Source organism: Collinsella tanakaei, from assembly GCF_021531055.1.
GTDB lineage: Bacteria > Actinomycetota > Coriobacteriia > Coriobacteriales > Coriobacteriaceae > Collinsella > Collinsella tanakaei_B.
Window position 1 is genome coordinate 115,612 of the sequence record NZ_JADYTL010000004.1, and the last position, 21,137, is coordinate 136,748.

Sequence of the window (21,137 nt, forward strand, 5' to 3'; positions counted from 1 at the left end):
GCTCCGTGTTCGATGCCCCGACACGGAGCGCTTTTGTGTGTCGCGACAGGATGGCGACAAGATGGGGCCGGGTTCAAACCTGTCGCGACAGGTTGGGGCCGGGTTCAAACCTGTCGCGAAAACATCTTGCCCATGGGTTTGTTTCATAAAGCGAGCTCCATCTGAAACAAACCCATGGGCAAGATGGGTGCGCCTTCCCCTGCGGCGCGCATTCTAAAAGGAGGGTCCCGCGCAGCCATGGCGCGGGACCCTCCCTGTGTGCGACAAGATTGAACCTGGCCCCATCTTGTCGCTTGGGGACGTGTTCTGCGTTACCTACCCGTCCACGCGCTCGAAGTGATAGCTGCGCGCCATGTAGAGCGCCGAGCCGACGGGCAGGGGGAGCCCCATGTCCATGAGCGCGTCGGCGGCGTAGACGGTGTCGGAGTTGACCTCGCGGTACCGTGCGCCCGGCACAAGGCCGCGCGGGACGACGTACTTGGCCTCGCCGTAGCCCTCGGCGCGCGCGACCACGACGTTCACGACGGCCTCGGAGCCGTCCTCGGCGACGAATTCCCATGCGTACAGATCGTCGGTCGCGGGGTTCGTCAGGCGGTAGTACAGGCCCTCGCGCACGATGCGCTCCATGTCGCGGAAACGCTCGATCTGCCCACGGATGAGCTCGCAGGCGCGCTCGGGTAGCTCAAGCAGATCGAGCTCGTAACCGAAGCCGCCACCCGCCATGGCGATGAGGCCGCGCGCGGACAGCGACACGGTGCGGCCGTTGACCTCGTTGGGGCAGGCCGAGACGTGCGCGCCCACGGTGGAGCAGGGGTAGCCGAACGACGTGCCGTACTGGATGGTCATACGGTCGTGGCCGTCGGTGTTGTCGCTCGTCCAGATCTGCGGCGTGTAGTGCATCATGCCGGCGTCGAAGCGCCCGCCGCCTGCGGCGCAGCCCTCGATGAGCAGGTGCGGGTAGCGCTGCACGAGCCGCTCGAGCACGTCGTACAGGCCCAGGTAGTAGTCGTAGGTCACGCGGCCCTGGTCGGCGGTCGCGTGCGAGTAGATGTCGACGAGGCTGCGGTTGAAGTCCCACTTGAGGTACTCGATGTTGCCCTGGTCGAGCACATGGCACAGCTGCTCGAACACGTTGTCGCGCACCTCGGCGCGGGAGAAGTCGAGCACGAGCTGATCGCGGCCGAGCGCGGGCTGCTTGCCCGGGACGGCGAGCGCCCAGTCGGGATGCTCGCGGAAGAGCCGCGAGTTCTCGTTGACCATCTCCGGCTCCACCCAGATGCCGAACTTGACGCCCAGGGCGTTGACGCGCTCGATGAGCTGGCCGAGCGTGCCGCCGAGCTTTTCCTCGTTGACGGTCCAGTCGCCGAGCGAGCGGTAGTCGTCATCGCGCTCGCCGAACCAGCCGTCATCCATGACGAGCATGTCCATGCCCAGGTCGGCGGCCTTGGCGGCAAGGCGGACGAGCTCGTCGCCGGTGAAGGTGAAGTAGTGCGCCTCCCAGCTGTTGACCAGGATCGGACGCGGGCGGTCGCGCCAGTCGCCGCGGCACACGTGCGTGCGGATGCAGCGATGCAGGTTGTGCGAGATACGCTCGAGGCCGTGCGCGGAGTAGGTCATGATGACCTCGGGGGCTACGATCTGCCCACCCGCCTCGAGCGGGTAGGAGAACAGCTCGTCGGACAGGCCCATCTGCATGCGGATCTGCTGGTACTGGGTCTGCTCGACCTCAGCCTTGAAGTTGCCGCTGTAGACGAATGACATCGACCAGGCGCGGCCCGCCGTCTCGGTGGCGTCGTGGTCGCACACGATCATGAACGGGTTGTACTGATGCGAGGACTGGCCGCGGCGGCTGCCGACGCTGAACGAGCCGGGGCGCACCTCGTGGCGGTCGGGCTTGCGCTCCATGCAGTGCTGGCCGTTGAAGGTGATGACGTCGAAGTCGCCGTGGACGAAGTCGAGGCAGGCGGTCTGCAGCTTCTCGACGACCACGAGACGGGCGCCGACGTTGCGCACGATCGCGGCGCGCGTGATGACATCGAGCTCGGGAAGCACGCCGAACAGCAGCTCGACCTCGACGCCGCAGCGCGTATCGGCGAGCGTGACGGAGAGCGTCTGCGCACCGTCGGCCACGGCATCGGCGTAGGCGGCGGGCAGGCCCGGCAGGTCGTACTTACCCTCGCGGACCTCGTGGTGCACGTAGCGCAGATCGCAGCCGAAGGTGCCGTCGCCGTCGCGCATGACGAACACGGGGCTGCGCAGGTCGCCGTTGCCCTGGAAGGGGAACTCCTGCGGCAGGACGTCGAGCGAGTAGGTGCGCGTCTTGGCCTCGTGGGGGCTCGTGCAGCATCCGCTGCGGTCCGCATAGGTGAGCAGGTACCCCATATCGCCCTCGGAGCGGGTACCGTAATACAGATGCAGCAGGTAGCCGAACCGGTCCGCCTGCATCTGGTAGGTCGTGTTCCGCGTGTGCAACGTGAAGGTACGGGTCGCCTCGTCGATGAGAATGGGCATCGTCTTCGCTCGATTTCTCCTTGTAGGAACAGGTGGGATTCGCGTGCACGAAGCGTGCACGCGGCTGGTATTTTACGGCACTTGGGCCCCGATTCCGGGGCCCAAGTGCCAGGGGCTATAAGCTACATTTGCTATGCATATGTCGCATCATATGCAAGTAATGTCGCATAAGAGCTACTTGACCGCGCCGTTGGTGACACCGCCGATGATCTGCTTCTGCGCGATGATGTAGAAGATGATCATCGGGAGCATGGCGAGCAGGTAGGAGGCGAACGCCAGGTTGTAGTTCGTGGAGAACGCGGTCTGGAAGTTCATCTGCGCGAGCGGCAGGGTGTTGACGCCCTGGCCGCCCATGATGACGAGCGGGGTCATGACGTCGTTCCACACGGCCAGACCGGTGATGACGGCGACGGTGGCGTGCATGGGCTTCATGAGCGGGAAGATGACCTTCCAGTAGGTGCTCCAGGTGGAGGCGCCGTCCATGCGCGCGGCCTCCTCGAGCGCGATGGGGATGTTACGCAGGTAGCCGGTGTAGAGCATCATGTTCATGGGCATGTAGAACACGATGTAGAGGAGCATGACGCCGACCATGTTGTCGAGGTGCATCACGGCGGTCTGCTTGACGAGCGGCATCATCAGGATCGCGAAGGGCACGTACATGCCGGCGATGATGAAGTAGTAGGACGCCTTGTAGACACGGCTGTGATCCATGTTGCGGCCGATCGCGTAGGCGGCGAGGCTGTGGATCAGGATGGACGCCACGACGGCCACGACGGTGATGATCAGCGAGTTCAAGAACGAATGGAAGAAATCGGTGACCTGGATGGCCTGAATGAAGTTGTCGAGGCTCCACGTGCTCGGCAGCGACAGGATGCCGGCGATGTCGTTCGTCATCTCGGAGGGATCCTTGAAGGCGATGACGACCGCCATGTAGAGCGGGAAGATGATAGTGATGAGGCCGATGATGAGCAGGATGGTGACAGGCCAGTTGACCCGCTCTTTCACTTTGTCTTTAGCCATTAGAGCTGCTCCTCCTTACTGTTCAAGAACTTGGTCTGCAGGATGGAGACGACGGCGATGAGGATGAAGAAGATCACCGCGTTGGCGCACTGGTAGCCGAACTGGCCGCCGGACAGACCGTTGTTGTAGATGAGGTAGGAGATGGACTCGGTGGACTGCGCCGGACCGCCGGAGGTCATCGAGACGATCTGGTCGAAGACCATCAGCATGTCCTTCATGACGAGCACCATGTTGGTGGTGACGCTCGGCATGATGAGCGGGAACGTGATGTAGCGGAACTTGTCCCAGCCGGTGGCGCCATCGAGCGCGCCGGCCTCGTAGACGTCCTCGGGAACCGACGACAGGCCGGTGATGTAGATGATCGTGGTCTGCGCGCAGGCTTGCCACACGACGACGATCACGATGGCCACCCATGCCCATTCGGTGCTGGCGAGGATGGACTCGCCGCCGGTGATGGCGGGCACGATGTAGGTGAAGAAGTAGCTGAACACGTAGCCGACGACCAGGGCGCCCAGGATGCGGGGCACGAAGTAGATGCCGCGCAGCGCGCTCTTGAACTTGATCTTGCTCGACAGGCCGATGGCCAGCATGAGCGAGATGACGTTCGTGCCGAGCGTGGCGACGATGGCCACCTTGAACGTGAACAGGTAGGAGTTCAGGATACGGGTATCGCTGAACATGTCGATGTAGTTCTGGATGCCGACGATGTTAAAGCTGCCGTAGCCCTTGGAGTCGGTGAAGCTGTACAAAAAGCCCGTGATGAGCGGGAACGTATTGAATGCGCAGAAAAGCACTAGGACCGGGATCAAAATCGCCATGAAGGTCTTCCTGCGGTTCGACCCGATTGCGGCCGTACTTGCCATAGCGCGTCCTCCTTACTGCTGGCTCTCGTATTCCTGTACCTTGCGGATGACGTTGCGGTTGTAGCGCTGCCAATCGGTGTCCCACTTCTCCAAGAACGCATCGATGTCGCCGTTGAGCAGCATCGTCTGCAGCTGGGCGTCGCAGGCCATGGAGGACTGGTAGGAGTGGTCGAGGTAGTCGAGGACCTGACCCTCGTCCAAAAACGTCTTGATGTCGTCGAACAGCGGGTCGAGCTCGTAGTCGCCCTCGGAGCAGGGCAGCGCACGCTGGTCGTCGATGTAGGTCTGCACGTTTTCCTGCTGGTTCAGGAAGGAGATGACCTCGTAGACGGCGTCTTTGTGATCGCAGGTCGCGGCCACGCACCACTGCAGGTCGACGCCGGAGACCACGATTCGGTCGTCGGGGTTGTCGGCTGAGGGCATGGCGAACATGCCGATGTTCATGTCGGGGTTCACCGACAGGATTTGGGGCACGGCGAACGAGCCGCAGGGGTACATGGCCGCCTGGCCGCGCGCGAAGGCCGTGCAGGCGTCGTTGTAGCTGTAGGCGAACGGGCCCTCCTCGGCGTAGTCGAGCAGCTGCAGCATGCGCTCGGCAGGCTTGCGGTAGAAGTCGGCGAACTTGGCCTCACCGGCGTTCACCTGACGGCAGTGGTCGGCGGGCACCATATTGATGGTGATGGAGTTCCACGGCGACAGGATGGTCCAGGTGTCGAGGTATCCCAGATAGATGGGCAGGACCTCGCCCTCGGCCTTGATCTCGTCGAAGAGGTCGATCATCTCGTCCCAGGTCTCGGGGATGGTCCAACCCTTTTCCTCGAACATGTCCTTGTTGTAGAGCATGCCGGCGGCGTTGGCCACATACGGCACGCCGTAGATGCCGTCCATGGGGATGTAGGTCACGCTCTTCAGGATGTCCTTGTAGGCGTCCTGGACCTTATCCATGCCCTCGTAGTCGGTGACGTCGGCGAGGATGTTCGAGTCCACGAAGCTGGCGTAGTCGGCGTCGCCACCGATGCCGATGACGTCGGGGTAGTTCTCGCGGACGAAACGCGTCTTCATGATGGTCACGGCGTCCGCGGGGCTCGTGATGTTGAGGTAGATGTCGTCATGCGTGGCGTTGAACTCCTCCATGAGGTGCTCGAAGATGCTCACGGCCTCCTGCTTGTAGCTGACGATCTCCACCTCGATCTTGCCGTCTGAACGCTCCGAGGTGCAGCCGGCGAACAGCAGCGATGCCGCTCCTGCAGCGCCGAGCCCCAGAAGCGAGCGGCGTGAAATAGGCTTGTTCAGCATATCGGGTGCCTTCCTTTGCGACTAGTGAACGATGGCGAGTTCGGACTGCTTGTCGAAGGCATGGATCTTGTCCAGATCGAACGCGACCTTGATGCGGGAGCCGACGCGGGCGGGGTTGGTGGACGAGACGTGGCTGGAGATGGCGCCGCCGTCGACGTCGGCGTAGATCATGGCCTCGGAGCCCAGCAGCTCGTAGACGGTGACCGTGGCATCGATGGCCTCGGAGAGGTTGCGGTCTGCGGGGTGCTCGTTGGAGTCCACGACGTCCTCCGGGCGGATGCCCATGGTGACAGCCTTGCCCACGTAGCCCTTGTCCTTCAGAACCTTGCCCTTGGCCTCGGGCAGGGTGATGGTGTTCGAGCCGAAGCTCAAGGTAACCTTGCCGGCAGTCTCGCCCACGCTGGCGTCGATGAAGTTCATCTGCGGGGAGCCGATGAAGCCTGCCACGAACAGGTTGCAGGGCTCGGAGTAGAGCTTGGTCGGGGTGTCGACCTGCTGCATGACGCCGTCCTTCATGACGACGATGCGGGTGCCGAGCGTCATGGCCTCGGTCTGGTCGTGCGTGACGTAGATGATGGTGGCGCCCAGACGATCATGGAGCTTGGAGATCTCGGCGCGCATCTGGACGCGGAGCTTGGCGTCGAGGTTGGACAGCGGCTCGTCCATGAGGTAGACCTTCGGGGCGCGGCAGATGGCGCGGCCCATGGCGACGCGCTGACGCTGGCCGCCGGAGAGCGCGGAAGGCTTGCGGTCGAGCAGCTTCTCGAGGTCGAGGATGCGCGCTGCCTCGCGGACCGCCTTATCGATCTCGTCGGGGCTTGCCTTGCGCAGCTTCATCGGGAAGGCCATGTTGTCATAGACGGTCATGTGCGGGTAGAGCGCGTAGTTCTGGAACACCATCGCGATGTCGCGGTCCTTGGGCTCCACGTCGTTGACCACGCGGCCGTCGATCTTGAGGGTGCCCGAGGTGATGTCCTCCAGGCCCGCGATCATGCGCAGGGTCGTGGACTTGCCGCAGCCCGAGGGGCCGACGAAGATGATGAACTCCTTGTCGGCGATCTCGAGGTTGAAGTCCTTGACGCCCTCATAACCGTTCGGGTACTTCTTCCCCACGTGTTCAAGAGAGAGTTCTGCCATTGCTTAAACCCCTTCCTGCGTGCCCGCAAGTGCTTCTTTCACATGCGGGCCATTCTTACTGCATGTTTTATAGTATGTTGGCATTTTGCATACAAAAGCATCCATGAAGATATACGATCTTACTAAATGCTGCTTTATGCAGGTAAAGGATTATGACCAAGAGGGTCGAAAACCGTCCATGTTCGGCAAACGGCTGGTAATGCGCCGGTAACGGTTTTGTATGCGGAGGTGGTCACGTCACAAATAGGTATATTTATAGGGTACTACCTGCCATTTTGGTAAGGAGCCACACATATACATATAAATATACCCTAATGAGTGATAAAAATCGCATAAACTTATATCGCGCTCAGCACGGATTCGGTGCCTGAGCCAGCATGTTGCCATACGTTCGATCGCAGGAGGAACGCCCATGCCAGCGCACGAAATCGTCTCCTCGACGTTTTCCAGGGGTAAGTACATCGACTTGATGCCGTATCAGTACGGACGCGAGGTGTGCACGCCCGGCCATGCGTTCGGGCCGTTCCGCAGGAGCCACTACCTGTTCCATTACATCATCTCGGGATCGGGCACGCTCGTGGCGACCGACGAGACGGGCAAGCAGAGCACCTACCGCCTGAGCGCTGGGGAGGGTTTCATGATCTTCCCCGGCCAGACGAACACGTATTACGCCGATATGGACGACCCATGGGAATATATCTGGGTGGAGTTCGACGGCATCCGCGTCAAGGAGTCGCTGTCGCTCGTGGGTCTTTCCGAATCGTCGCCGGTGTATCAGACCGAGAAAGCCGAGATGCGCGCCGCGATGGAGCAGGAGATGCGCTATCTGGTCGACCATCAGGAGGCGTCGGCCTTCCAGCTCATCGGGCATACGTACCTCTTTTTAGACTATCTGTTGCGCTCGGTGCTCACGCAGAAGGCCGCGACGACCAACAAGCTGCAGGACCTCTACATCCGCGAGGCCATGACCTACATCGAGCAGAACTACCAAAACGGGATCACCGTGGAGGACGTCGCGCGCCAGACCGGCCTCAACCGCAGCTATTTCGGCAAGATCTTCAAGAGCGCGACCGATAAGTCGCCGCAACAGTACCTCATCGACTACCGCATGACCAAGGCCGCCCAGTTGCTCAAGCTCACGGCGCTGTCGGTCGGCGAGGTGGGGCGCGCGGTGGGCTATCCCAACCAGCTGCATTTCTCGCGCGCGTTCAAAAGCTCGTTCGGGCTGTGCCCGCGCGAATGGCGCCGTGTGAACACCTTCAACTGACGCGGGGCTCGCGCCTGCCATGGCTGCCCCGTGGCCGAAAACATTCTGTCTATGGGTTTGTTTCAGGTAGAGGACGTTTCGTGAAACAAACCCATGGGCAGAACGTGGCGACAGGTTTGCGACAAGAATGAACCCGGCCCCATCTTGTCGGGCCCCATCTTGTCGCCATCTTGTCGCGACGAGTTTGAACCCGGCACCAACTTGTCGCTTCGATTCCATCGACGGCGCAGCGTGCTAGGATAGGGATGTTTGCAAACCACCTCGCACCTTGGAGGATTTCCATGAGCAACGTGCTTGTCTTCGGACACCAGAATCCCGACAACGACGCCATCATGAGCGCCGTCGTCCTCACCCAGCTGCTGAACCAGGTCAACTACAACGGCGACACCTACGAGGCCCGTCGCCTGGGCCCGCTGCCCGCCGAGTCCGCCAAGCTGCTCGCCGACAACGGCATCGCCGAGCCCGAGCTGCTCGAGTCGGTCGAGGAGGGCCAGCAGGTCGTGCTCACCGACCACAACGAGGCCGGCCAGTCCGTCGCCGGGCTCGAGGGCGCCCAGATCGTCGGCGTCGTCGACCACCATCGTTTCGGCGGCTTCACCACCGCGGCGCCGCTGCACATCATCTCCCTGCCCTGGGGCTCCAGCTGCTGCATCGTGGCGAGGCTGTTCGAGGTCTTCGGACAGCAGCCGACTGACGCGCAGGCCAAGCTGCTGCTCTCGGCCATGATGACCGACACCCTCATGCTCAAGAGCCCCACCACGACCGATGTCGACCGCGCCGTCGCCGCCCGCCTCGGCGAGCAGCTCGGCGTCGACCCGGTCAAGTTCGGCATGGAGGTCTTCCTCACCCGTCCGTCCGGCTCCTTCACGGCCGAGCAGATGGTCGGCAACGACATCAAGCAGTTCGAGGTCGGCGCCGACAAGCTGCTCATCGGCCAGTACGAGACCGTCGACAAGACCCGTGCGCTCGGTATGATCCCCGAGATCCGCGAGGCCATGCGCGCCTACCAGGCCGCCAAGGGCGCCGACGGCATCGTGCTGTGCCTGACCGACATCATGGAGGAGGGCTCCCAGGTGCTCTTCGAGGGCAAGACCGACGTCGCCCAGAAGGGTCTCGGCATCGACGACGTGCCCGAGGGCGTGTGGATGCCCGGCGTGCTCTCCCGCAAGAAGCAGGTGGCTGCGCCGATCCTCGCCGCCGCCGAGTAGCCTGATCGCAAGCTGTCTCTTCAATGCCCGGCGCCGCGTGATGCGGTGCCGGGCATTGTCTTCCGGCTGCGCGCAACGGTGCCGGAAGACAAGCTGGGCGCCCCTGCGACCGCCGGTGGCGAATCCAGCCTTATTCCCCGGGCCGGCATCAATTCGAGATCTCCGGTGAAGCGCCCGCGCCTGCCGTCTTCTTCCCAAGGGTCGCGTCACCCTCTTTGAACGGCAATCGGCGAGTCATACCCTGTTTACATTGAGAATAACGATGCGTGCCGATCGCGTATGCCGCGGCGATAGCTCCGCATGCAGGAGCGGTCTCTTGCATAAGCCTCGTCAGAGGCGCATGTAGCCCGACATGCGGCAGGCTCCTGCGGCCTTGGTCTGGCGGACCTGTTGCTCGGTGGTGTCGGTGACGCCGCCCAGGGCGAGCACCGGAACATGGGCCCGGGCGATAACCGCGTTGAGGAAATCCAGGCCGCGCCCGGGCAGCGGCTTGCACGACGGGGCGAAGACAGGGCTGGCAATGAGGTAGTCTGCGCCCAGGGCCTCCGCGCCGACGATCTCGTCCAGCTCGTGAACGTTGGTGCCCACCAGCTCAAAGCCCGCCGGGTGGCCCGTGCGCGCCAGCACGGGTAGCGGCAGGTGCAGGCTCCGAGCGCCCGCGCGCCGGGCGGGCTCGACAAAGGAGTGGGCGATGAAGGCGACGTGCGCGCGCTCGCAGGCTGCGCGCACGTCGCGCGCCAAGCGCTCGTAGGCGTCTGGCGCCAGGTCCTTCTCGCGCAGGACCAGCGCGTCGACCTTGCCGGCCAGCCGCTCCACCTGATCGGGAAGCGGGCGTGTGCAGTTGAGCCGATCCGTTATCGCCACGCGAGCGAATCGTCCGGATGAGAAGAGCACGGCAAGGCTCGGCGCGCCAGCGGGTGCCGTCCCAGCGCCGGCGGCAGCCGGGGCGGACGTCTGCATGGCGGCAGGACTGGCCGCCCCGGTCGTCCCCGCGGCACCGACGGCTCTCACCTCCATTGATCGACCGGATACGATATGCTCGTCAACCATGGCGCTCCCCTCTGGGTTTTCGTTGATCGGCGCATCGCCTGCGGGCGGGCGCGGCGGCTACACCAGCACGTGGTCGTTCATCACCGGCTCCAGACCCAGCCGTCGCATGGCGGCGCACATGGTGGGGAGGTCGCGGGTGTCTGCTATCTCAAACTGATCGTCGCCCTCGTCGGCCTGGTGGGTGTGCTCGCCCACGCCCGTCGACACGCCGGCCGATACCTTGGTGGCCGTGATGACGGCCGCGTGGTCGCGGAACCGCGCGCTTTCGCGCGAGGACACCGTGAGCCCCGCAAACGGCATGAAGATGCGGTACGCGCAGATGACCTGCATGAGCTGGCGCTCGCTCACGTGCGGCGCATGCGGAGCGACGCCGCCCTTGGCCGGGCGCATGCGCGGGCACGAGAAGCTGATCTCGGCCGCGGGGTAGGCGCGCTGGATCTCCCATGCGTGCAGGCCGCAGGCCAGGGCATCGCGGCGGAAGTCGGCTAGGCCCAGCAGCGGCGCAAACGCCACGCCGCGCATGCCGCCGCGCAGCGCGCGCTCCTGCGCCTCGAAGCGGTACGGCATGATGCGCTTGCGGCCGCGCAGGTGGAGCTTGCCGTAGCGCACGGGATCGTAGGTCTCTTGGAACACGGTGACGTAGTCGACGCCGGCGGCGCGCAGGCGCGCGTAGTCCGCCACGTTGGCGGGGTAGACCTCCACGCCCACCGTGCGGAAGCGCTCCGCCGCGAGCTCGCAGGCGCGTGCGATATAGTCCACGCTGCTGCGCTGCGGGTCCTCGCCGGTGAGCAGCAGGATCTCCTCCTGGCCCGTGGCCGCGATGGCGTCGAGCTCCGCTATGATCTCGGTCTCGTTCAGCTGCGCGCGGCGGATGTCGCTTGCGCAGTTGAAACCGCAGTACACGCAGCGGTTCTCGCAGTAGTTGGCGATGTAGAGGGGCGTGAAGAACTGCACGTTGGTGCCAAACCACCGCGCGCGCTCGTGCTGGGCGCGTACGGCCATCTGCTCCAGATACGGTTCTGCTGCGGGGGCGAGAAGCACGCCGAAGTCCTCCGGCCCCACCGTGTCCTCGGCCAGCACGCGGCGTACGTCGGCGGCGGTCACGGCGCTCGGATCGTACGCCTCGGCGGCATCGAGCACCCGGTCGAACATGCCGCCGCCCAGCACGTCCATGTCCGGCAGGAACGTGAGCGGATCGAGGGCGCGATCCGTGTGAATGGCCGCGTCGAGCGCCTCCTGGGACAGCGGTGCGAGGCGGTACGCGCGCGTGCCCACCGCTTCGCGCGGAAGGTCGGCCGTGGTGAGGTCGCCGGCGGCCAGGGCCGCGGCGGCGTTTTCGGGAACGGTGCCCGATGCGTCCTTCTCGCCCTGCTCGGTCTTGTCCGCCATGGCTACCGCCCCTCTTCCTCAAGAAAGCCGGTCAGCGGGGACGACGCCTCGCCTGTGTCCAGCACGCGGCCCAGGCCGGCCCGGTACGCCGCGCGACCGGCATCCACCGCTTGGCCGAAGGCGCGAGCCATAAGGCGGATGTCTCCGGCGGTGGCCACGGCCGTGTTGGCCATGACCGCCGTGGCGCCCATCTCCATGGCTTCGCACGCCTGCGACGGCCGGCCGATCCCGGCGTCCACGATCACCGGCAGATCGATCTCCTCGATGAGGATGCGGATGAAATCCCGTGTGACCAGGCCCTTGTTGGACCCGATGGGCGCGCCTAGCGGCATGACCGCGGCGGCGCCGGCGGAGACCAGATCGCGCGCCACGTTGAGGTCGGGGTACATGTAGGGCAGCACGGTGAAGCCCTCGTCGGCAAGGAGCTCGGTGGCGCGGACGGTCTCGACGTTATCCGGCAGCAGGTATTTGGTGTCGCGGATGACCTCCACCTTGACGAGGTCGCCGCAACCCAGCTCGCGCGCCAGGCGGGCGATGCGCACGGCTTCCTCGGCGGTGCGGGCGCCCGACGTGTTGGGCAGCAGGGTCACGCCGTCCGGGATGGCGTCCAGGATGTTGCCTTCCTGGCCGGTGTTGGCGCGCCGCACGGCCAAGGTCACGATCTCGGCGCCGGCGTCCTCGACGGCCGCGCGGACCAGGTCCAGCCTGAACTTGCCAGAACCCAGGATGAAGCGCGAGCTGAACTCCTTGCCGCCCAGTAGCCAGGTATCCGCCTCCGGGGCCTGGCAGGCGGTTTGCGTATGCTCTGACATTGATGATGCTCCTCTCTTTTCTGGGACCCTTGCCGCGCCTGCTCCATCGCTGGGACGGGGCGCAGAGGGTCGTTGCGTTACGTGCGATAGGGACGAGGGAACGCGCCCTAGCCTTCCGGTGCTTCCTCTCCCATGATGAGGCGCAGGGCGAGAAGCGCCTGCTGGGCGGCGCACAGCGCCACGCGCGGCGCGTAGAGCACCTGGCCCGCGCCCACGTCCGACCTTCCATCGCCGCAGAGGTAAAGCCGTCGGCCCATCCGGCGCGTGACGATTTCCGCCGCCGGCCCCAGGCCCGCCATGCCGTTGCCGGCGATGACCACCGGGCCGTCAGGCTGGGCGAGAAGCTCCTCGACCAGGAGCGCCTTGGCCTCCGGGGCGTCGAACGCCTCGCATACAAGGGGGCAGCCGGCAAAGAGCGCGCGTGCGTTGGCCGCCGTCACGCGTTCGCACCGGGCGTCCACGACGATCTTCGGGTCGATGGCGCGCAGTTGATCGGCTAGCGCCTCGACCTTGGGCATGCCTACGTGCTGCCGGAAGTAATGCTGGCGGTTGAGGTTGCTCGCATCGACCGCGTCGAAGTCCACGATGCGCAGGGCGCCGATGCCGCTACGCGCCAGCATGACCGCGATGTTCGACCCCAGCCCGCCGGCGCCGGCGATGCCTACGCAGGCCGCGCGCAGGCGCTCGCGCGCCGCCGTTCCGATGCGCGCCGCAAGGGGGTCTGCCGCTCCGGCGCGCACGCTGCCCTCGTCCATCAGCCGCCTCCCACAAACCGTACGATCTCCAGCGCATCGTCGGCGCGCAGCGTGCGTTCGGCAAACTGCGCGCGCGGCACGATGTCGCCGTTGAGCTCGCACGCCACGCGCGTGCCCTCAAAGTCCATCCGGTCGAGCAGCTGCGCCAGCGTAAGGCCGTCGACCGACGGATCCTCCTTGCCGTTCACCCGTGCCATGGGACCTCCTCTCGTTACGGAATCGTCGCCAGCCAAGAGCACGCACCCGCGGCCACCGCGCCTCCGCTGCAAGAGTGGGGCGTCGAGCCAACAAAAAAGCGCGCACGAAGGGACACCGCACCCGAGGTGGTGCGCCCCTTCGTACGCGCTGCGTACTCTGACGTGAAGGATACCCCGCCGAAGCCGGCCCGTCAATACGCTGTGGTCGCGCCGTCAGCAAAGCGGAGGGGGGGGCGTGGCGATGGGCCCGCGAGCGCCGGGCCTTGCTGTGAAGCGCCCTGTGCAGAACCTGCGCACGACCCGTGGATGTTCCATGTTATCGCCTATCGAATCGGTGGGCTTTTATCACGGGCAGGGGATGCTGTATTCGGGGCTTCCCCGGAGCCTACAGACCGCTTGCCCGCTTTTGCCGCGCGTTCCCAAAGAACTGCCGCATGAGGGCTTGTGATTCAATAATAACTTATTACGAACCGCGGGACGTCGGATACGGCGCCCGCGGTTTTGTGAGAAGGACGCTTGGAGCAGAAAGGATCGGAGCTGACATGACAAAGCGTAAGCGCATGCACAACCAGCGGACGGCCAAGGCGGTCGAGCGCAAGGCGCTTGCCCTGGATGCTCCGAGCATACCGGTGCCGCTCATGAGCGATGAGCAGCGCCTGCGCATCGAGCGCCGTAGCGTGCTCGACCGCATCACCTCCAACGGCACCATCTCCGCCTGCGTGATGATCCTCGCCGCCGTCGCCGCGGTGATCTGCGCGAACACCGATGCGTACTATGCGCTGCACGAGTGGTTCGCCCTGCCGGTGTCGATCGGCATCGCCGGGTGGGAGTTCTCGTTCAGCTTCGAGCTGTTCGTCAACGACTTCCTCATGGCGATCTTCTTTTTGCTCGTCGGCACCGAGCTCAAATACGAGATGACCGTCGGAGAGCTCAGGCGCCCGCGCCAGGCCATGCTGCCGATGCTCGCTGCGGTGGGCGGCGTGATCGCGCCCGCCTGCATCTACGCGTTCGTGAACCGCGGGGGAGCGGTCTACGGCTGGGCCATCCCCATGGCGACCGATATCGCCTTCGCGCTCGGCGTGCTCTCGCTTCTGGGCAACCGCGTGCCCCCGGCGATCAAGGTGTTCTTCTCGACGCTCGCCATCGCCGACGACCTGCTGGCCATCGTGGCCATCGCCCTGTTCTACGGCCATGCCCCGAGCATGATGTGGCTCGGTGCCGCCGCGGTGGTGACCGCGCTGTTGGTCGTCCTCAACATCCGCAGGCACTTCCGCCTGGCGCCGTATCTGGCCCTCGGCCTCGTGCTGTGGTTCTGCCTGTACCAGTCCGGCGTCCATGCGACGCTCGCCGGCGTGATCCTGGCCTTCACCATCCCGGCGCGCTCCGATATCGATGCGGGCGGCCTGGTGGAATGGGTGCGCGCGAAGCTCCCCGAGCTCGACGACCGCTTTGACGACGAGGCGCACATCCTCGGCCAGCACGACTTCACGCATGCGGTCAACGGCGTCGAGCGCGTGATGCACCGCGTGACGCCGCCGCTGCAGCGTCTGGAGCACGCCATCTCCACGCCGGTGAACTTCATCATCCTGCCGATTTTCGCGTTCGTGAACGCACAGGTCAGGCTGGTCGGCGTCGATCCCGCGACGCTTCTGTTCGACCCCGTCGCGCTCGGCGTGTACTTCGGCATGCTGCTGGGCAAGCCGATCGGCATCGTGGGCATGACCGCGCTGCTCGTCAAGACGAAGCTCGCCGAGCTCCCGACCGGCGTGCGCTGGCCGCATGTCGTCGGCGTCGGCATCCTGGGCGGCATCGGTTTCACCATGTCCATCCTGATCGCCGGCCTGGCGTTCACCGAGATCCCCGCGGAGCTGCTCGCCGCCAAGACGGCGATCCTGGCGGGATCGATTTCCGCGGCGCTTATCGGCCTGATCTACATGCATTTCGTGTGCCATAAGCGCGCGTAGGGGCCGTGGCGCGGTATCTATCCGCGACCGTGGTCAATTCACCCATCGAACCGGGAATGCCGGCTGCGCATAAACGGACAAACCCGCCCAGGGAAGCTCTCCGGGCGGGTTTTTTCGTTTGCCATGGGCATGAAGCGCCGCTCAGTCTTGCAAGAAGTGAAGGGACGCATCGCAATATATTGTCTCAGCCATGAACCGAACCCGGTTCGATGGGTGAATTGACCAAGATCGCGAAATCATAGCGCGCGACGCGGCCTCGGCATGGGCACGCCCCGCGTCAGCCCGCCAGCTGCCGGCGCACCTTTTCGACCTGCTCGATGGCGCGGTTGACCTGGTAGCGGGCATCGTCGATCTTTCCCTGGACGTACATATCCACAAAGGGGTTGTCCAAAAACAGGTCGGCCGCCAGCACCAGATTGCCCGTTTGGATGTTCACGCCCTGCGAGCCGTCGATATCGCGCAGCTCGTAGGCGAAGGTCGCGAGCGCGCTGCGGGCCGCGTCGAGCTCGTCTTGGGCGTCGGACATCTTGCCGCGCTTGATGAGCGATGAGATGAAGCCGCCCGCCAAGATGTCGAACGCGCCCCAGTTGCGCGCCGAGTGCAGCAGGTCGCGCGCGCGGTACAGGTGCTCGAGCGCGCGGTCCGCGGCCTCGATGGCCTCATCGATCTCTGTGCGCAGGTCTTTGTCCATGCGATGCCTCCTCCAAGGTGAGCGTTCGGTCCCGGGCCGCCCGCCTACTCCACCGTGCCGTAGGTTCCGCCCCAGCCGTGGGCGGCGAGCGCCGAGTTGAGCTGGTCGCATAGGCGCCGCCGGTCGTAGATGCCCGGCGGCAGCAGCGTCACGATCTCCATAAGGTCGTCGGCGAGGTCCAGGACCTCGGCTTGAACCACGAGGTCGAGGCGGTCCACGGTCTCGCGTCCTATGAACATGCCGTCCACCAGGCGCTGCAGGTCGCCGAATTCCTCCGCCTGAAACGATCCGAGTCTCATGCCGGTGCGTCCTCCTTCGCATGCGTTGGCGTTCACGTGTCCAGTCTAGCGGAATACGCGGACCGCGGGATGCGCGATCAGCCGGCATCGTTTGGCAGGGCCGGGCACCGAGATCCACTGCGAAAAACCACGGCCTCGGATACACAGTCGAAACACACACGTGGGTATACTTATGCAGCATGTGGATTCGCGAAGCTTTGGCATACGCCGCTACGCTGCGAAAACGCCGGGCATCGCTTGAGGGGGAGAGGACCGCTATGCAAACGATCTACCAGCAGATGGGAACCGAGGAACTCGATGCCGCCATCGCCGAGCTCGTATCCGAGGTCGAGGCCGTCAAGGCGAAGAACCTTGCGCTCGATATGGCGCGCGGTAAGCCGTCGCCGGCGCAGGTCGACATCTCCCGTCCCATGCTCGATCTCCTGAGCAGCGATGCGGACCTCACCGATGAGGGTGTCGACTGCTCCAACTACGGCTGCTTCGAGGGCATCCCCTCGGCGCGTCGCCTGGCTGGTGAGTTCCTCGGCGTGCCGGCCGAGCAGACCATCGTGCTCGGCTCGTCGAGCCTGAACATCATGCAGTCCGTGCTCATCCACTACTGGGAGAAGGGCGTGCCCGGCTACACGCCGTGGAGCAAGCTCGACCACGTCAAGTTCCTGTGCCCCGCGCCGGGCTACGACCGCCACTTCGGCATCACGCAGGATCTGGGCATCGAGAACGTGCCGGTGCGCATGACCGAGACCGGTCCGGACATGGACGAGGTCGAGCGCCTGTGCGCGGCGGACGACTCCATCAAGGGCATGTTCTGCGTCCCCAAGTACTCGAACCCCACCGGCGTCACCTACTCCGACGACACGGTGCGCCGTCTGGCGACCATGAAGGCCGCGCCGGACTTCCGCATCGTGTGGGACAACGCCTATGCGGTCCACGATCTCACCGATGAGCCCGACCAGCTCGCCAACGTGTTCGACTACGCGCGCGAGGCGGGCAACGAGGACCGCATCCTGGGCGTCGCCTCCACTTCCAAGATCACGTTCCCGGGCGCGGGCATCGCGTTTTTCGGCTCCAGCCCGGCCAACGTCGCCGAGGTCGCCAGTACGCTCAAGGTCGGCCTCATCAGCGCCAACAAGCTCAACCAGCTCATGCATACGCGCTTTTTGCCGACGCTCGACGCGGTCCACGAGCACATGCGCAAGCATGCCGAGTTCCTGCGCCCGCGCTTCGCCTGCGTCGAGGAGAAGCTCGAGGCGGGCCTGGTCGGTACGGGTTGCGGCACCTGGTCGCATCCGAACGGCGGCTACTTCGTGTCGTTCGACGGCCCGGAGGGCTCGGCCAAGCGTGTGGGCGCCCTGTGCGCCGAGATGGGCGTCAAGCTGACGCCGGCGGGTGCCACCTGGCCCGGCGGCCATGACCCGCGCGACACCAACATCCGCATCGCCCCGACCTATCCGACCGTGGATGAGCTCGCCGCCGCCCTCGACGTGCTCGTGCTCGCCGTCAAGCTGGTATCCGCCCAGCTCGCCCGCGAGGAGCGCGCGTAGGCGACGCGCGCCTCGGCGCTGTTCGCCCGGGTACGCGGGCGTGGTTGGGCGCATCGTCGCGTTCGTGCTATCCTTGGTTGTTCAACGGTAAGGAGCAACATCTATGGAACTCGGAATCAACACCACGCCCACGCCCGAGCGCTACCTCGTGTCGGTGACGGGCGAGGTCGACATCTCCAACGTCGACGCCCTGCGCGACATCATCGATCTGGCGCTCGAGCAGCCCACGGCCAAGCTCACGCTGGATTTCGCCAACGTGTCCTATATCGACTCGACGGGCATCGGCGTGCTCGTCGGGGCAGCGCATCATGCCGCCGAGCATCAAAAGGGCTTTGAGGTCATCAACGCCCAGCCCAACGTCATGCGCGTGGCGCAGCTGCTCGGCGTCGACGGCGAGATCGGCATCATCGGCGCGTAGCAGCGCCCGATAACGCGCTCTTTACATGCGCATTTCGCGCAGGGTCGGCGAGCTGCCGCCCTGCGCGGTATACTGCTGCAATTGTGTATGGATAAAACCGGCGGCCGGCTTCGTATCGGCCGCATCCGATGGTTTGTGGAGGTGCCCCGTGCCAAGTATCGGCGGAACGGAGCTGGTGATCATCCTGGTGTTCGCCTTTTTGCTCTTCGGCCCCGACAAGCTTCCCCAGATGGGCCGCACGATCGGCCGCGCCCTGCGCCAGTTCCGCGAGACGCAGGAGAAGCTGACCAACGTCGTCCAGACCGAGGTCGTCGACCCCATGGCCGCTGCGGCCAACGCGCCCAAGAAGGGCGCCGCCGCGCAGGATGACGACGCGTCGGCGGATATCGACGACGAGGATGCCGACGTCGCGGAGGGCGAGGCCGCGCCCGCGCCGCGCCGCAAGGAGACCTTCGCCGAGCGCCGTGCGCGCCTGGCGGCCGAGAAGGCGCAGAAGGAGGCCGCCGAGGCCGAGAGCGCAGGCGAGGGCGCACAGGAGCCCTCCGCCGCCGCTGCGGCCGAGCCCGCACCGGAGGCTGCCGCGGTCGTGGAACCCGCCGCCACCGAGGACGCTGCGTCTCAGGACGAGGAGCCCGCGGAGCTCACCACCGAGGACCTCTACGCCCGCCGCCCGCGCCGCCGTCGCGCCGCGGATGCCGACGAGCCGGCTGCGACGGACGCCGCCGAGGAAGGCGGTGAGCAGTAATGCCTATCGGACCCGCACGCATGCCGCTCATGGATCATATCGGCGAGCTGCGCCGTCGCCTGACCATCATCATCGCTTCGGTGCTCATCGCGACGGTGGTCATGTACTTCGCCACCCCGGTGCTCGTCGACATCCTGAAGGACCCCATCCTGCCGAAGCTTCCCGAGGGTACGGACTTCTACATCTTCACCTCGCTCGGCGGCTTCGCGCTGCGTTTCAACATCGCCATCAAGGTGGCGATCGTCATGTGCACTCCCATGATCGTCTGGCAGATCCTGGCGTTCTTCCTTCCCGCGCTCAAGCCCAACGAGCGCAAGTGGGTCGTGCCCACGGTGCTCGCCGCCGTCGGCCTGTTCTTCCTCGGCGCGATCTTCAGCTATTTCGTGATCATCCCGGCGGGCTTCGAGTGGCTCATCGGCGAGTCGCTGACGATCGGCCAGATCGCCCCGAATCTCGAGGACTACATCAACATCGAGCTGCTGCTCATGATCGGCTTCGGCGTGGCCTTCGAGCTGCCGCTCATCGTGTTCTACCTGGCCGTGTTCCACATCGTGCCCTACGCGAGCTTCCGTGCCGCCTGGCGCTACATCTACGTGATCATGCTCGTGGTGTCCGCCTCCATCACGCCGGATGCGAGCCCGGTCACGCTCATCTTCATGTACGCGGCGATGCTGTCGCTCTACGAGATCGCGCTCGCCATCACGCGCGTCGTGATCGTGGCGCGCGAGGGCAAGAAGGGTCTGACGGAGAGCCGCCTGTCGTTTTTGTCCGACGACGAGGACGATGACTAGCGATCATGCATGAGCTGGGCCTGGTTTCCGGCATACTAGAGACGGTAGGCAAGACGGCGCGCGAGGCGGGGGCTTCGCGCGTCGTTTCCGTTTCGCTGCGCATCGGCGACATGGCCGAGGTCAATCCCGAGACGATGGCGTTTGCCTGGGAGGTGCTGCGCGAGGACGACCCGCTGTGCACGGAGGCGACGATGGAAGTCGCCTACGTGCATCCGAGCAGCGTGTGCCTCGATTGCGGCGAGGAGTTCGAGCACGACCGCTTCCATATGCGCTGCCCCGCGTGCGGGAGCGCCGACACGGTGCTCGTCGCGGGACGCGAGATGGATATCGTGTCCATGGAGATCGAAGACGGCACCTGAGCGACAAGTTTGCACCTGGCACCATCTTGTCGCGACAAGATGGTGCCAGGTGCAAACTTGTCGGCAGCGTGTCGTGTAGTGGAGGATCATATGGTAGAAAAGACGATTGAGATCGGCAGCTCGATCCTGTCGCGCAACGAGCGCCTGGCCGCCGAGCTGCGCGAGCGGTTCGAGCGCACGGGGACCTATGTGATCAACGTGCTGTCGAGCCCCGGCTCGGGCAAGAGCTCGACGATCCTCGCCACCAACGAGCTGCTGCGCGAGCGCTACGGCCTGCGCTGCGCCGTCATCGAGGGCGACATCGCGAGCGACGTGGACGCCGTCAAGATGAAGCAGGCGGGCATGCCGGCCATCCAGATCAACACGGGCGGTCTGTGCCACCTGGAGGGCAACATGATCTCGCAGGCGATCGACGCGCTCGACGCCGATGTGGGGCTCGACGCGATCGACGTCATCTTCATCGAGAACGTGGGCAATCTCGTGTGCCCTGTCGATTTCGACTTGGGCGAGAACCTCGCCGTCATGATCCTCTCGGTTCCCGAGGGCGACGACAAGCCCGTCAAGTACCCGGGCATCTTCCAGCACGCCGGCGCGCTGCTGCTCAACAAGATCGACGTGGCGTCGGCTTTCGACTTCGACATGGAGGGCTACGCGCGCGTGCTCGACGACCTGAACCCCACCGCACCCCGCTTCTCCATCAGCGCGACGCGCGGAACCGGCATGGACGAGTGGGTGACCTGGCTCGCCGCGCAGATGGGCGTGTAAGCACATGTAGAAAAACCCCTGGGGTTTTTCTACATGTGTCAAATAACCCCAGGGGTTTC

21 protein-coding genes are annotated in these 21,137 nt (G+C 64.9%); 9 read left to right on the top strand and 12 right to left on the bottom strand.

Translation table 11 applies throughout. From position 1 onward, the window contains the following. Positions 1 to 315: 315 nt before the first annotated feature. The 5 genes from I6E04_RS05180 to I6E04_RS05200 form a co-directional block, all read right to left on the bottom strand. Positions 316 to 2,511 (bottom strand): alpha-galactosidase, encoded by a 2,196-nt coding sequence (locus tag I6E04_RS05180; RefSeq protein WP_235422108.1) that lies wholly within the window; start codon positions 2,509 to 2,511, stop codon positions 316 to 318. Positions 2,512 to 2,685: 174 nt separating this feature from the next. Further along, positions 2,686 to 3,531 (bottom strand): carbohydrate ABC transporter permease, encoded by an 846-nt coding sequence (locus tag I6E04_RS05185; RefSeq protein WP_235422110.1) that lies wholly within the window; start codon positions 3,529 to 3,531, stop codon positions 2,686 to 2,688. Further along, entirely contained in the window at positions 3,531 to 4,394 is an 864-nt protein-coding gene (locus tag I6E04_RS05190; protein WP_235422113.1) for a carbohydrate ABC transporter permease, read from the bottom strand. Before I6E04_RS05190 ends, I6E04_RS05185 begins: the two co-directional genes overlap by 1 nt. A gap of 12 nt (positions 4,395 to 4,406) precedes the next feature. Then, entirely contained in the window at positions 4,407 to 5,690 is a 1,284-nt protein-coding gene (locus tag I6E04_RS05195) for an ABC transporter substrate-binding protein (RefSeq protein WP_235422114.1), read from the bottom strand. Positions 5,691 to 5,711: 21 nt separating this feature from the next. Continuing rightward, positions 5,712 to 6,827, bottom strand: coding sequence for an ABC transporter ATP-binding protein (locus I6E04_RS05200; RefSeq protein WP_235422116.1), 1,116 nt, complete (start codon positions 6,825 to 6,827; stop codon positions 5,712 to 5,714). A gap of 412 nt (positions 6,828 to 7,239) precedes the next feature. Between I6E04_RS05200 and I6E04_RS05205 the strand changes: the two genes are divergently transcribed. After that, positions 7,240 to 8,094 (top strand): AraC family transcriptional regulator, encoded by an 855-nt coding sequence (locus I6E04_RS05205; RefSeq protein WP_235422117.1) that lies wholly within the window; start codon positions 7,240 to 7,242, stop codon positions 8,092 to 8,094. Positions 8,095 to 8,375: 281 nt separating this feature from the next. Next, a complete protein-coding gene (locus I6E04_RS05210; RefSeq protein ID WP_235422118.1) occupies positions 8,376 to 9,302 on the top strand; it encodes a DHH family phosphoesterase in 927 nt (308 codons plus the stop codon). Positions 9,303 to 9,632: 330 nt separating this feature from the next. On the opposite strand, the gene I6E04_RS05215 is transcribed toward I6E04_RS05210, so the two are convergent. The 5 genes from I6E04_RS05215 to thiS all read right to left on the bottom strand — a co-directional run bounded on the left by I6E04_RS05215 (position 9,633) and on the right by thiS (position 13,505). Next, complete coding sequence (locus I6E04_RS05215; RefSeq protein ID WP_235422119.1) at positions 9,633 to 10,352, bottom strand: thiamine phosphate synthase; 720 nt, start codon at positions 10,350 to 10,352, stop codon at positions 9,633 to 9,635. A 57-nt stretch (positions 10,353 to 10,409) separates the two neighbouring features. Next, positions 10,410 to 11,741, bottom strand: coding sequence for a 2-iminoacetate synthase ThiH (thiH, locus tag I6E04_RS05220; RefSeq protein ID WP_235422121.1), 1,332 nt, complete (start codon positions 11,739 to 11,741; stop codon positions 10,410 to 10,412). Between the two features lie 2 nt (positions 11,742 to 11,743). Further along, positions 11,744 to 12,553 (bottom strand): thiazole synthase, encoded by an 810-nt coding sequence (locus I6E04_RS05225; RefSeq protein ID WP_066828750.1) that lies wholly within the window; start codon positions 12,551 to 12,553, stop codon positions 11,744 to 11,746. Between the two features lie 107 nt (positions 12,554 to 12,660). After that, complete coding sequence (gene thiF / locus I6E04_RS05230; protein WP_204563170.1) at positions 12,661 to 13,308, bottom strand: sulfur carrier protein ThiS adenylyltransferase ThiF; 648 nt, start codon at positions 13,306 to 13,308, stop codon at positions 12,661 to 12,663. Continuing rightward, the gene (gene thiS / locus I6E04_RS05235) at positions 13,308 to 13,505 is read right to left on the bottom strand and encodes a sulfur carrier protein ThiS (RefSeq protein ID WP_066828748.1); all 198 of its coding nucleotides are present in this window, start codon (positions 13,503 to 13,505) and stop codon (positions 13,308 to 13,310) included. Before thiS ends, thiF begins: the two co-directional genes overlap by 1 nt. 542 nt (positions 13,506 to 14,047) lie before the next feature. On the opposite strand from thiS, the gene nhaA reads away from it, so the two are divergent. After that, on the top strand, positions 14,048 to 15,469 hold the full coding sequence (gene nhaA / locus I6E04_RS05240) for a Na+/H+ antiporter NhaA (protein WP_419179989.1): 1,422 nt from the start codon (positions 14,048 to 14,050) through the stop codon (positions 15,467 to 15,469). A 277-nt stretch (positions 15,470 to 15,746) separates the two neighbouring features. Here nhaA and I6E04_RS05245 read toward each other — a convergent pair whose 3' ends face one another. Further along, positions 15,747 to 16,160 carry a hypothetical protein gene (locus tag I6E04_RS05245; RefSeq protein ID WP_235422123.1) on the bottom strand — a complete coding sequence of 138 codons (414 nt, stop codon included), beginning with the start codon at positions 16,158 to 16,160 and terminating at the stop codon, positions 15,747 to 15,749. Positions 16,161 to 16,204: 44 nt separating this feature from the next. Beyond that, entirely contained in the window at positions 16,205 to 16,459 is a 255-nt protein-coding gene (locus tag I6E04_RS05250; protein WP_235422124.1) for a hypothetical protein, read from the bottom strand. 257 nt (positions 16,460 to 16,716) lie between these two features. Between I6E04_RS05250 and I6E04_RS05255 the strand changes: the two genes are divergently transcribed. From I6E04_RS05255 to hypB, 6 genes are all read left to right on the top strand, one after another. Then, a complete protein-coding gene (locus I6E04_RS05255) occupies positions 16,717 to 18,000 on the top strand; it encodes an aminotransferase class I/II-fold pyridoxal phosphate-dependent enzyme (protein ID WP_235422125.1) in 1,284 nt (427 codons plus the stop codon). A gap of 103 nt (positions 18,001 to 18,103) precedes the next feature. Then, complete coding sequence (locus tag I6E04_RS05260; protein WP_235422126.1) at positions 18,104 to 18,418, top strand: STAS domain-containing protein; 315 nt, start codon at positions 18,104 to 18,106, stop codon at positions 18,416 to 18,418. A gap of 148 nt (positions 18,419 to 18,566) precedes the next feature. Then, a complete protein-coding gene (locus tag I6E04_RS05265; RefSeq protein ID WP_235422128.1) occupies positions 18,567 to 19,163 on the top strand; it encodes a Sec-independent protein translocase subunit TatA/TatB in 597 nt (198 codons plus the stop codon). Then, positions 19,163 to 19,954, top strand: a complete 792-nt coding sequence (gene tatC / locus I6E04_RS05270; protein WP_235422130.1) for a twin-arginine translocase subunit TatC — start codon at positions 19,163 to 19,165, stop codon at positions 19,952 to 19,954. The genes I6E04_RS05265 and tatC overlap by 1 nt, the downstream gene beginning before the upstream one ends. A gap of 5 nt (positions 19,955 to 19,959) precedes the next feature. After that, on the top strand, positions 19,960 to 20,313 hold the full coding sequence (locus I6E04_RS05275; RefSeq protein WP_235422132.1) for a hydrogenase maturation nickel metallochaperone HypA/HybF: 354 nt from the start codon (positions 19,960 to 19,962) through the stop codon (positions 20,311 to 20,313). A gap of 90 nt (positions 20,314 to 20,403) precedes the next feature. Then, entirely contained in the window at positions 20,404 to 21,078 is a 675-nt protein-coding gene (hypB, locus tag I6E04_RS05280) for a hydrogenase nickel incorporation protein HypB (protein ID WP_235422133.1), read from the top strand. Positions 21,079 to 21,137: the final 59 nt, after the last annotated feature.